The 12,553-nt window shown below is 35.9% G+C and carries 11 protein-coding genes; 8 read left to right on the top strand and 3 right to left on the bottom strand.

Going from position 1 to position 12,553, the window contains the following annotated elements; all coding sequences use genetic code 11:
* Positions 1-61: 61 nt before the first annotated feature.
* Complete coding sequence (gene nhaC, locus AACP56_RS01725; protein WP_339334104.1) at positions 62-1,543, bottom strand: Na+/H+ antiporter NhaC; 1,482 nt, start codon at positions 1,541-1,543, stop codon at positions 62-64.
* Positions 1,544-1,602: 59 nt separating this feature from the next.
* Positions 1,603-2,823, bottom strand: a complete 1,221-nt coding sequence (locus tag AACP56_RS01720; RefSeq protein WP_339334106.1) for an aminotransferase class I/II-fold pyridoxal phosphate-dependent enzyme — start codon at positions 2,821-2,823, stop codon at positions 1,603-1,605.
* A gap of 153 nt (positions 2,824-2,976) precedes the next feature.
* Here AACP56_RS01720 and AACP56_RS01715 point away from each other — a divergent pair, with 153 nt between their 5' ends.
* The 4 genes from AACP56_RS01715 (at position 2,977) to lpdA (ending at position 6,025) form a co-directional block, all read left to right on the top strand.
* On the top strand, positions 2,977-3,435 hold the full coding sequence (locus AACP56_RS01715; protein ID WP_339334108.1) for an Lrp/AsnC family transcriptional regulator: 459 nt from the start codon (positions 2,977-2,979) through the stop codon (positions 3,433-3,435).
* A gap of 89 nt (positions 3,436-3,524) precedes the next feature.
* Positions 3,525-4,025, top strand: a complete 501-nt coding sequence (locus AACP56_RS01710; protein WP_339334110.1) for a hypothetical protein — start codon at positions 3,525-3,527, stop codon at positions 4,023-4,025.
* 115 nt (positions 4,026-4,140) lie between these two features.
* Positions 4,141-4,536, top strand: a complete 396-nt coding sequence (locus AACP56_RS01705; protein WP_339334112.1) for a hypothetical protein — start codon at positions 4,141-4,143, stop codon at positions 4,534-4,536.
* A gap of 82 nt (positions 4,537-4,618) precedes the next feature.
* Positions 4,619-6,025, top strand: a complete 1,407-nt coding sequence (gene lpdA, locus AACP56_RS01700) for a dihydrolipoyl dehydrogenase (RefSeq protein ID WP_339334114.1) — start codon at positions 4,619-4,621, stop codon at positions 6,023-6,025.
* Positions 6,026-6,030: 5 nt separating this feature from the next.
* Here lpdA and AACP56_RS01695 read toward each other — a convergent pair whose 3' ends face one another.
* Positions 6,031-7,215 carry an acyltransferase family protein gene (locus tag AACP56_RS01695; protein WP_339334116.1) on the bottom strand — a complete coding sequence of 395 codons (1,185 nt, stop codon included), beginning with the start codon at positions 7,213-7,215 and terminating at the stop codon, positions 6,031-6,033.
* Positions 7,216-7,345: 130 nt separating this feature from the next.
* On the opposite strand from AACP56_RS01695, the gene AACP56_RS01690 reads away from it, so the two are divergent.
* The 4 genes from AACP56_RS01690 to AACP56_RS01675 are packed head-to-tail and all read left to right on the top strand — an operon-like array spanning position 7,346 to position 12,496.
* Positions 7,346-7,879: an NADPH-dependent FMN reductase gene (locus AACP56_RS01690; RefSeq protein WP_339334119.1), complete on the top strand. Its 534-nt coding sequence runs from the start codon at positions 7,346-7,348 to the stop codon at positions 7,877-7,879.
* Between the two features lie 13 nt (positions 7,880-7,892).
* Positions 7,893-9,191, top strand: coding sequence for an anthranilate synthase component I family protein (locus tag AACP56_RS01685; RefSeq protein ID WP_339334121.1), 1,299 nt, complete (start codon positions 7,893-7,895; stop codon positions 9,189-9,191).
* An 18-nt stretch (positions 9,192-9,209) separates the two neighbouring features.
* Positions 9,210-10,523, top strand: coding sequence for a tRNA lysidine(34) synthetase TilS (gene tilS, locus AACP56_RS01680; protein WP_339334123.1), 1,314 nt, complete (start codon positions 9,210-9,212; stop codon positions 10,521-10,523).
* Positions 10,511-12,496: a protein-disulfide reductase DsbD family protein gene (locus AACP56_RS01675; protein WP_339334125.1), complete on the top strand. Its 1,986-nt coding sequence runs from the start codon at positions 10,511-10,513 to the stop codon at positions 12,494-12,496. Before tilS ends, AACP56_RS01675 begins: the two co-directional genes overlap by 13 nt.
* The last annotated feature ends 57 nt before the right edge of the window (positions 12,497-12,553 follow it).

Raw genomic sequence — 12,553 nt, 5'->3', positions numbered from 1 at the left:
TGGTGAAGGTAATAAACAGAATAGCCAAAACCAATATGAAATGTTCTAAAACAAATTTCTTTTAAGAACTGACCAATTTCTTAATCCTTATTTTAAAAGAAGCAAAAATCATGGTCATGATAGGGCTTAACCAATTGAAGATTGCGTAAACAAAATATTCACCAACGCCAACACCCAATACTCCACTATGGTATGCGCCGCAGGTATTCCATGGAACCAATACGGATGTCACCGTACCAGTATCTTCTAGTGTTCTACTTAAATTTTCAGGAGCTAAACCACGCTCTTCATAAGCTTTCGAAAACATTTTTCCAGGAACGACCAATGCTAAATATTGGTCTGAAGCAGTACCATTTAAAACAATACAACTTAAACCGGTACTTGCAAAAAGTCCAGTGTCAGATGTCACCATGTTGAGTAATGATTTGGTAATACGCTGTAAGGCTCCAATACCATCCATTATACCTCCAAAAACCATGGCACAGACAATTAACCAGATAGTTCCCAACATACCGGACATTCCGCCTGAAGAAAACAAATCGTTTAAGGCTGGGTCTGGAGTTTCTATTGCTGTATCTATGGTGATTGCATTTAGAATTCCTTTGTAGCTAGATTCAAAAGTCAATGTATCGCTACCTCCTAAAGTAGTCAGTATTTCCGGTTGAAAAATTAAAGCAAATACAGCTCCCAAGAGGGTTCCAATAAGTAGGGCTAAAAGTGGAGGTGCTTTTTTGACAATCATAAAAATCACTGCAGCTGGTACCAGAAATAGCCATCCACTAATGTTAAAAGTGGAATCGATTGTGTTTAAAATTGCATCAGTATCAGCAACGCCCGATGTATCAATTGTAAGACCAATGACTATAAAAACGATCAGTGTTACAGAGATTGTTGGGACGGTGGTCCACAACATATATTTAATGTGGGAAAACAATTCCCCACCTGCCATGGCAGGAGCTAAGTTAGTAGTATCACTAAGGGGAGATAACTTGTCTCCAAAATATGCACCGGAAAGTACAGCACCAGCAGTCATGCCTAAAGAAATACCTAATGCTTCACCAATTCCAATTAATGCAATACCAACTGTCGCCGCAGTTGTCCAACTACTTCCGGTAGCTACAGAGATAATGGCACATATGATAACGCAAGCGGCTAAAAATATCGTTGGATTTAAAATTTGTAAACCATAGTAAATCATGGCAGGGATAATACCACTTACCAACCAAGTGCCAGACAAGGCACCGACCATTAAAAGAATAAGCAAGGCTCCTGTTGTTGAGCGAACATTTTCAGCGACCTCTGCGAGCATTTGTTTGTAGGACACTTTGTTAAAGAAGCCTACTATTGCTGCAACAGCACCACCCAACAATAAAATAAATTGGTTAGAACCACTTAATGCATCATCGCCAAAAACGTATACGTTGTAAGCTAGCATTGCTACAAGAACGAATACTGGGAGAAGCGCTTCCCAAATATTTAGTTCCCTATTCTCAATGATTTTCTCGTCTTCCCGATACCTGGCTTTTTTCTGCTTTTCAGTCATTGTCTTTGGTTTGGTAATCAGGTAATATTACAATTTTAGAACCTGATCTGCAAACCTACTTAAACCAATACGTTTTCTTTATTTAAGATTCCTAAAGTCAGCATACATTCTTTCATTGCCTTGTAGGTTTTTTGAATATCGTTATCCAAACCAATAGAAAACCGGATTAACCCTTCTGATAGCCCCATCTCTAGTTGTTCTTCTTCAGGAATTTCTGAGGATGTTGAAGAACCTGGAGCACTAAACAATGTTTTGTAAAAACCTAGACTCACGGCAAGATACCCAAGATTTTCTCTTTGCATCAATTCCATAAAAGCATTAGCCATTTCTAGATTTCCAACATCTAGGGTCATTAACCCGCCATAACCATATTCTGGATTCATTTGGTCTGTAAAATCTTTGTGCCCAAGGTGGGAGGAGAGCCCAGGGTAAACAACCCGCAACCCATCCTTTTCAAATTGTTCGGCTAAAAACAATGTATTCTCACTATGCTTTTTTATACGAATATGTAGCGTTCGCATATTTTTTAGGATTGACGCCGCCCTTAAGCTGTCCAGAGTACTTCCAAACAGCATTCCTGCCCCATCATTTACATCTTTTAATTGCAAACAAAAATCGCTGGAAGCACAAACTGCTCCAGCTACACAATCACTAGTGCCATTAATAAATTTGGTTAAGCTGTGCACCACGATATCAGCTCCTAATTGAGCTGCTGGAATACTTAGGGGAGAAAAAGTATTGTCTACAACGAGGGGGATATTATATTTCTTTGCGAGTTTTGACAGTGCTTTGATATTAGCAATCTCCAAAAGGGGATTGCTTACTGCTTCGCAATAAATCATTTTGGTATTGCTTGTAATATTATCTTCAACAATTTTTAAATTGGTAATATCTACAAACGAAGTATAAATTTGGAACTTCTTTAGAAAGTTTTTCATTAAAGCATAGGTTCCTCCGTATATGGTTCTACTGCTTACAATGTGGTCCTTGGCATCACATAACTGAAAGATAACGGAACTAATCGCACCCATTCCACTTGCATATACGTTGGCGGCTTCAGTACCTTCTAGCGCAGCCAAAGCTTCACCCAAATAAAGGTTAGATGGGGAAGAATGCCGACTGTACAAATAACAACCCTCGGTGTTCCCTTCAAAAGTGTCGAACATGGTTTTGGCCGAAATAAACGTATAGGTTGAAGAATCTGATATAGATGGATTTACACCACCAAACTCTCCGAAGTATTGTAAATCTTGGACTTTCTCTGCAGACTTATAACTCATAATATTTGTATTTAACTACTAAAATAATTTTTTTTAGAATTTAAATCAATATTTAGTTACATATATTGAATTTAAATCTATAATTAATTTATATAATAGATTTTTTATTTAATTTTAGCAACGAAATTGATAAAATATAGAATTTGATTCACCATGATTTTAGATGCTACAGATAAAAAGTTACTTAGACTCTTGCAAGAAGACAGTAAAAAAACCACCAAGCAATATGCATTAGAATTGGACTTGTCAACCACTGCGGTTTATGAAAGAATACGAAAATTAGAAAGGGAAGGTGTGATTACAAATTATGTGGCCTTAGTGGATAAAAAGAGAGTAAACCGAGATTTCACGGTGCTTTGCCATATACGATTGTCCCAGCATACCAAAGACAATGTATTACGTTTTGAAAAACAGGTTCAGCAATTAGATGAAGTGTCCGAATGCAATCACGTAAGTGGTGACTACGATTATATTCTTACAATCCACGTTGCAGATATGATATCGTATAGAGAATTTATGGTAAATAAACTGACTGCCATTGACCAAATTGGGAGTACCCAGAGTTCTTTTGTGATAAACCCTGTCAAAAAATCTACGGCAATATTCATATGAAGCACTGGGTAAATTTTAACCTAAAGTGGTGTTAAAATGTGTATATACCTGATTAGGTGTTCATAATTTAAGGGAATTAAAACCAAAAAATGAACAGACATCAATTTTTAAAATCTACATTGGTTTCAGGTGTAGTCTTCGGCACTATGCCATTACTTTCTTTTAAAGGAAAAGTTGACCCCCAGCTTGATAAAAAACTGGTACAAGAATTTGTAGGGAAATCGCATAGTGACATCAATCGGGTTAAAGAACTTTTGGAAGAACATCCAACCTTGCTCAATGCTGCGCATGACTGGAAATATGGCGATTTTGAAACTGGGCTTGGTGCTGCTAGTCATGTAGGTAATACAGAAGTCATTCATTACCTATTGGAGAAAGGGGCGCAGGCGAACATTTTTACAGCCTGTGTTTTGGGTAAAATAGAAGTTGTAAAACCAATGCTCATGTCCTTTCCAAATACACTCCATGCAAAAGGACCACATGGATTTACACTTTTGCACCATGCTGAAAAAGGAGGAGACGCTGCTCTAGAAGTAAAGGAATATTTAAAGAGTTTGGGTGCTACAAAAACTCAAATAGAACTTTATTAGGGGGTTAACCACGGCTTATTTTTTATCTAAACTTTAACCTAAAGCCTTGTTAAAGTGACTTTTGCATTGTACTACTATGATTAATTTGACGTTCAATCAAAAAACTACCATCAGAATGTCATCAAAAAACAGACTCCTGTTATACAGTGGAGCAACCATTTTTGGAGGTTTTTCCCTTGTATTATTTACAAAAATCACCAGAGATATCTTATTTAACGGCCTTAGTCTTTGTGGCTCCACAAATCTTGAACTGGTCTTTGGCAGTTTACTTATGTTTACTGCTGCGGTAACGGCGGGCTTTATAACTTCTATTATAGTAGTTCGTAAAACACATTTTCCACACTTACTGTTATCTATAGGTATATTGGCAAAGATGTCATTCATGGTCAGTTGTTCTTTCCTAACTGGCTCTTTTCTTTTTGAGCTGGGTGTGAACAGCTCTTTGATTTTAGGGCTATGGCTTGGAAATTATAGTGCAATAAAATTTCCTTTAGCCCCAGTTTCACAATAGCTTCTTAACGGAAAAACATTCGTATTTTTGTAGTCGTTCAAAACGATTCTATCAAAAAGAATCACCTTTACATTATCAAGATATGAGTAAATACGACGTGGCCGTTATCGGATCAGGACCTGGAGGTTATGTAGCTGCAATTAGATGTGCCCAATTAGGCATGAAAACTGTAATCATAGAGAAGTATGCCACACTTGGGGGAACTTGTCTAAATGTGGGTTGTATACCTTCCAAGGCTTTATTGGATTCCTCACACCACTATGAAGATGCTGTAAAACATTTTGAGGAGCATGGAATTGAAATTCCGGGTGAAGTAAAGGTTAATCTTGAAAAAATGATTGGTAGAAAGCAAGCTGTTGTGGACCAAACTACCAAGGGAATCCAATTCTTAATGGATAAGAATAAGATTGATGTTTTTGAAGGATTGGGAAGTTTTAAGGATGCGACTCATATAGAAATTGCTAAAACAAAGGGTAAAAAGGAAACCATTGAAGCAAAAAACATCATTATCGCAACTGGTTCAAAGCCTTCAACTTTACCTTTCATCGAAATTGATAAAGAACGAATCATTACTTCTACAGAAGCTTTGGAATTAAAAGAAGTTCCAAAGCATATGGTTGTTATTGGAGGTGGCGTCATAGGTCTGGAATTGGGGCAAGTGTATAAGCGATTGGGAGCAGAAGTTACCGTTGTTGAGTATATGGACAGGATTATCCCTGGAATGGATGCTTCACTTTCTAAGGAATTAATGAAGGTGATGAAAAAGCAGAAGGTAAAATTCAACCTTTCACATAAAGTAAAATCTGTTGAACGAAAAGGTGATGAAGTCATAATAATAGCAGATGATAAAAAGGGGAATGAAGTTGAATTTAAGGCAGACTACTGTTTAGTCTCGGTGGGTAGAAGACCATATACGGATGGTTTAAATACTGAAGCTGCAGGAATACAATTAGATGACCGTGGTAGGGTAGAGGTCAATAAACATTTACAAACAAACATTTCTAATATATATGCCATAGGTGATGTAGTTCGTGGTGCTATGTTGGCACATAAAGCAGAAGAAGAGGGTACTCTTGTAGCAGAAATTTTGGCAGGTCAAAAACCACATATCAATTACAATTTAATTCCCGGTGTTGTTTACACATGGCCAGAAGTTGCAGCTGTTGGTAAGACAGAAGAAGAATTAAAAGAAGCTGGCGTTGACTATAAAGTTGGACAGTTTCCTATGAGGGCTTTGGGTAGAGCTAGGGCAAGCATGGATATCGATGGTTTTGTTAAAATCCTTGCCGATTCAAAAACAGATGAGGTCTTGGGAGTTCATATGATTGGTGCTCGCTGTGCGGATTTGATTACAGAGGCAGTGACAGCTATGGAGTTTAGAGCATCTGCTGAAGACTTAGCGCGTATGAGTCATGCCCATCCAACATATGCTGAAGCTGTAAAAGAAGCTGCGCTAGCGGCAACAGATAACAGAGCGTTACACGTTTAAGAAAATTAGTTTCTAATTCTGGTTAGAAAAACACGAAGCTTTACAAAAAAGTCTTTTACCGTCGTGATAGCTATTTTTTGAACAACAAAGAATTCCTTTCTAAAGGAGACAATCGCCAAGCCCAGTTGGTCTTTTATAACATCTTCATACTTGGCATATTTAAGGGCAAGATAAGTACATATAAATATAAATGTCAAAGCCCCAAGAATTACTGCCAAAGGGCTTAATTGATGGTGAAAAAATCTATATAATCCTAAACCGGTAAAACTTCCGTATAAAATCACGAAGTGAATCACATAGATGGAAAGTGTATTTGCTCCAATTTTCAAAACGGTTTTATGGGTCGTTAAGCTTCTAAAAACCATGAAAACTGCAAATACTACAAAAACATCTCCCAAACGTATGAATAGGTAATTGTTCTCTTCTATCAATTTGAACAAAGTAATCCCTGTCTGTTCAAAAAGAGCCAGAAATAAATCTGAAGAGGTAAAAATTAATAAAAGACCAATGCTTAAAGATAAACCAATGGCCTTGAGATAAAAACTCTTAATATTTTTAAATCTGGTGAACAAAATAGAAATAAACCCACCTAAAGAAGCGTAGCCCAACCATGGTATAATGGTGAATACGGAACCATTGGATTTAGTAAAGTAATTAGCTAGCGCATCAGGTAAAAAAGAGAATGACCATTGTTTATAAAAAGGCTCAAAAAGAAATAATACTAGTGTAATGCCCAATAACACAGATGGGAAGAAATATTTTCCTTTTTTGTTCGATAATAGATAAACACCAACAATAGTCAATAATGATAGGCCTATACAATGCAATACATCTACCAAGAAAAAGCCTTCGTAAATTTCACCAACAAGAAGTCCAAACAGATTAAGACGGAGCAAATAGCCTATTAAAATGAGCTGCAAACCACGCTTAATACCTTTTTTAACCCTAGTGTTGTTCCATCCAATAGCAGTCCCCCTTATTAATAAATAAGTGAAAATAAAACCAGAAACCGTAAAAAAGACGGGAGCTGTAACTCCCCTAAAATAACGCCATGTGTTATAAAATAAATTTTCTGGGTCTCTAAACAAGGTATCCAAGAGCCCATCAATAAAGTGACCTTGTAGCATCATTAAAATGGCCCAAGCGCGCATGGCATCTATAAAGAACAGTCTATTGGATTTCGTGTCCACTTTTTTCTATTTCACCCTATATACTTGTTAGACAGGTATTTTGGATGTTTTGCAAAGTAAAATTAGCCAAAATTCGACCAAAAGAACTGTTTTTGGGGTATTTTAGCAGAATACATAATAAATTTTGGTTATGGCTAAGATTTTAGCACTTGCCGGAAGCAATTCTTCCACATCTATTAACTATAAATTAGTTCGCTACACGACATCTTTAATAGAGAATCATGAAATATTGGAATTGGATATGTCAAATTTTCCATTTCCAATGTATAGTGCAGACATAGAAGTCAAAAATGGATATTCCAATTCCATGATTGAGTTTATGAATGATATTAAAAGTGCACGTGCCCTTGTTTTATCTGTAAATGAGCATAACGGAAACTTATCTGCTTACTTTAAAAACTGTTTAGATTGGCTGTCTAGAATTGAACGAAAGTTTCTCCAAGACACCAAGGTTTTATTAATGGCTACGTCGCCTGGAAAAAGAGGAGGTGTAGGAGCCTTAACTATTGCTTCTAGTTTATTGCCACGTTTTGGAGCCGAAATAATTTCAACCTTTTCACTGCCTGATTTTTCAGAAAATTTTGATTCTAATAAAGGTATCATCAACGAAAAACAGATAGAAATGCATCAAAAAGCATTACAATCTTTTCTAGCAGTAATATAAAAAAACAACCTGATTGCGTACAACGCATACATTCTCAGTTTCCAATAGTACAAGGTTCAAGAAAAAACTCTTGATATGGTCCAATAGCTTTAGTGATGCCATATTTTTAGATAGCAATGACCATAAAGATAAATATGGATCATTTGATGCACTTTTGGCGGTAGATTCTGATAGTTTCTTGAGCACTAATAGCAACTCTTTTGAAGACCTAAAGCAGTACCATTCTAAAACTAAGGATTGGTTGTTTGGTTATTTGTCTTATGATTTAAAAAATGAGTTAGAAGATTTAAAATCAAACAATTACGATGGTTTAAGTTTTCCAAGACTTTATTTTTTCCGCCCCAGGAAATTAATCATTTTAAAAGGGGATACTGCTCAGTTTTTATATTTAGACCCTATCAAACAAGAATGCAAGGATGATTTTAAGGAAATTTGTTCCATTGCCCCAAAATTATTCTATAAGAGAGCCATTAAAAAGGATATTAGAATAAAACTGCGAATTCATAAAGATGCTTATTTTGATAAGGCAAAGCAATTTCTGAGACATATTCATCGTGGAGATATTTATGAAGCAAATTTTTGCCAAGAATTTTATGCTGTTGATACTCATATAGACCCAATCGCTACCTATTTTAAATTGAATAAAATTTCGGAAACACCTTTTGCTACCTTATTGAAGATGGAGAATAAGTTTCTGATTTCGGCCAGTCCTGAGCGTTATTTGAAGAAAATGGGGAATACCATAATATCGCAACCCATAAAAGGTACAGCGGGACGCTCAAAAAATAAAGAAGATGATTTAATATTGAAAAAGGCTTTGGAAGAGGACCCTAAAGAGCGCGCGGAGAATATCATGATTACAGATTTAGTGAGAAACGACTTATCTAAACTGGCTCTAAAGGGAAGTGTAAAAGTAGAAGAACTGTGTAAAGTGTACACATTCAGGCAGGTACATCAGATGATTACAACCATAAAAGCACAAGTTGAAGAAACAGAAGACCCAATAGAAATTATTAAAGCATCCTTTCCAATGGGGAGTATGACCGGAGCTCCTAAAATAGCAGCTATGCAAATCATAGAGGATTTGGAAGAAACAAAAAGAGGACTTTACAGCGGAGCTGTTGGGTATTTTGCCCCTAATGGTGACTTTGATTTTAATGTGGTCATCAGGAGTATATTGTATGATGCTAATAAAAAATATGTCTCTTTTTCGGTAGGAAGTGCAATTACGGCAAAATCTGACCCAGAAAAGGAATACCAAGAATGTCTTTTAAAAGCAAAAGCGATGCGAAAAGTTCTTGAAAGCGATTGATATACTTAATTTTACAATGTGTTAGCGGAGTTTAAATCACATATTGAAAATCGATTTCCTTTTTTAAAGGATTCAAAATTGCTTATAGCCTGTAGTGGGGGTCTGGACAGTATTGCGCTTTCATTTTTGGCTAAAAAGCTTGAACTGGATTTTGCCCTGGCACATTGTAATTTTAAGTTAAGGGGACGAGAAAGTGATGAAGACGAACAGTTTGTTGTTGATTTTTGCAACAAGCATACAGTCAAACTATTTTTAAAAGGGTTCGACACAAAAAAGGAAATGGAAAATCAAAGTGGTTCCATTCAAATGGTGGCTAGAAAACTTCGTTATGACTGGTTCCAAGAATTATTGTCTACGGAAGGTTTTGATTATGTACTTACGGCCCATCATACCAATGATAGCTTAGAAACCTTTTTAATCAATCTGTCCAGAGGAACTGGGATAGAAGGTTTAACAGGTATACCAGAGCAAAATAGCAGGATTTTACGCCCACTACTTCCTTTTTCACGAAAGCAAATTCTAGAGTTTGCTAAAGGGCAAAACCTTGTATGGAGAGAAGATAGTAGTAATTCTGAGACTAAATATCTTAGAAATAAAATTAGGCATCAAGTAGTTCCTGAATTGGAATCATTACATCCTAATTTTTTGATGAATTTTTCCAATACCCAAGCTAAGTTAAAAGGGACGTCATCAATTCTACAGAATACAAAGAAACAGCTGCAATCAACACTTTTTAAAGAAGTTAATGGTGTTATCAGAATATCAATTAAAGGCTTATTAAGCCTGCAACCCTTAGAGCCTTATTTGTATTTATTACTACAAGAATATGGTTTTACGGCATGGAAGGATGTATCAAATCTAATACACGCAGAAAGTGGTAAAGAAGTTCGCTCTAGTACCTATAGATTACTAAAAGATAGGGAGTATTTAATCTTAAGCGTTGTACCAACCACTTCTAATAGTATCTCCGATTTTTTTATTTACAAGAATGATGAATTAGTGAATAAACCGCTAAATCTATCAATAGAAAGGGTAAAGCGAATAGGGGAGACCAACGAAAATATTCTATATGCGGATATGGATATGTTAAATTATCCGTTAATGTTAAGAAAGTGGAATAATGGCGACTATTTTTATCCGTTAGGGATGAAGGGGAAGAAGAAGCTTTCCAAATATTTTAAAGATGAAAAAGTTGATATTATTGCAAAAGAAGTGCAATGGTTACTTTGTTCCTCTGGAGATATTGTTTGGATAATAGGAAAGCGAGCAGATGAAAGATTTAAAGTAACCCCAGCAACAAAACAAATAGTAAAGATTACATGGCACAATTGAGGTTTTTGTTCAGTTTATTATCGTTTGTATTGATTTTAAGCCATACTTATGCTCAATCGGATGAAGAACCCGCTATTTGGGAACATGAGGTAAATAAAATATCTGATACCGAGTATGAGCTGATTTTTAAAGCCAAAATATTCGATGGCTGGCACATATATTCACAGTATACCCCTGAAGGTGGTTCCATGCCCAGTGAATTCACGTTTGAGGAAGTAGGGAATACCTATGAATTATTAGGAAAGACCACAGAAGGCGAAACAATAACTGAATACAGTGATATTTTTGAAGTTGACGAAACATTCTTTAAGAACAAAGCAGTTTTTACCCAACGTATAAAGTTGTTAGACCCAGAGGTAAAACAACTTACTGTTAACCTCTTCTATCAAATATGTAAAGAAGTTTGTATTCCAAAAGATGAAGTTTTTGAAATTTCTTTGGATGGAAGTTTTTTTATAGCTGAAAGTAAAAGTTTAGATGAACGTAGCTATTTAATGACCAATGCCTTAAAACTTGATTTAAAAAACAAGGAATTACTTACAAAAAGTGGTGATTCAAGAACCTCTACTAAATCTGGATTTTGGATGATTTTTGGTCTTGGCTTCTTAGGAGGACTTATTGCTTTATTGACCCCATGCGTTTTTCCATTGATACCTTTAACGGTATCATATTTCACCAAACAATCAAAGAACAAATCGAAAGGTATTTCTAATGCGATCTTGTATGGTTTTTTCATAACACTCATTTATTTTTTGTTAAGCCTTCCCTTTCATCTATTTGATTCAGTAGATTCACAAATATTGAACACAATAGCTACTAATATTTGGTTGAATATTTTCTTCTTCGTCATTTTTGTGTTTTTTGCCTTCTCTTTCTTTGGCTATTATGAATTGACTTTACCAAGTTCTTGGGCCAATAAAATGGATGCTGCCTCTGCAAAAATTGGAGGTATTTTTGGTATTTTCTTTATGGCACTTACTTTGGCCATAGTTTCTTTTTCATGTACGGGACCTATTTTGGGGGGGCTTTTGGGTAGTACCGCTTTAGCCCAAGGAAGTGTTGCAACTAATCTCTCTTTTGGAATGACGGGTTTTGGTCTGGCATTAGCATTACCCTTTGCATTATTCGCTTTATTTCCGGCGTGGTTAAATTCTTTGCCGAAATCGGGAGGTTGGATGACCACAGTAAAAGCTGTGCTTGGTTTTCTGGAGCTGGCATTAGCTTTCAAGTTTTTATCCAATGCAGATTTGGTTGGAAATTGGGGGATTTTTAAAAGAGAAATTTTTCTGGGAATTTGGATAGTGCTTTTTGTACTACTTGCATTGTATCTATTCGGGGTTTTTAGATTTCCCCATGATGGACCAAAAGGAAAACTACCTACAGGAAGAAAAATAACTGGAATACTAAGTGCGTGTTTTGCTACTTATTTGATACTTGGGCTTACTAATATTACCAATTTGAAATTACTGAGTGGTTTTCCACCACCAGATTTTTATAGTGTTTACACAACTGAATCGGACTGTCCTTTAGGCTTGGAATGTTTCAAAGATTTTGAAGAAGGTTTAACCTTTGCAAAACAGAAGAATAAACCTATTTTATTGGACTTTACAGGTTGGGCGTGTGTTAATTGTAGAAAGATGGAAGAGAATGTTTGGAGCGATCCAAATGTATATGCTTTGCTCAAGAACAAATATGTTCTGATTTCACTTTACGTGGATGACAGGAAAGAATTGTCAAAATCGAAGCAATTTGATTTTCAATATGAATCTGGTCGAATAAAAACAATAGAAACCATAGGGCAAAAGTGGGGCACTTTTCAGACAATTAACTTTAATGCCGCTTCACAGCCATATTATGTTTTGCTTTCTCCAGAATTAGAAATCTTAAACTCTGCTATTCAGTATACTGATATTGAGACTTATGAGGACTGGTTAAAATCCGGTCTTGAGCAACATTTACTTTCTATGCACTAATATTTGGCAGCTTTCGGGAATAAGGCTTAACTTTAAAGCTCAACTAACTTAACTTTT

This window comes from Croceitalea sp. MTPC6, from assembly GCF_036985525.1.
GTDB lineage: Bacteria > Bacteroidota > Bacteroidia > Flavobacteriales > Flavobacteriaceae > Croceitalea.
The sequence above is the reverse complement of the archived record's forward strand: the minus strand, read 5'-3'. Positions and strand labels throughout refer to the sequence as shown.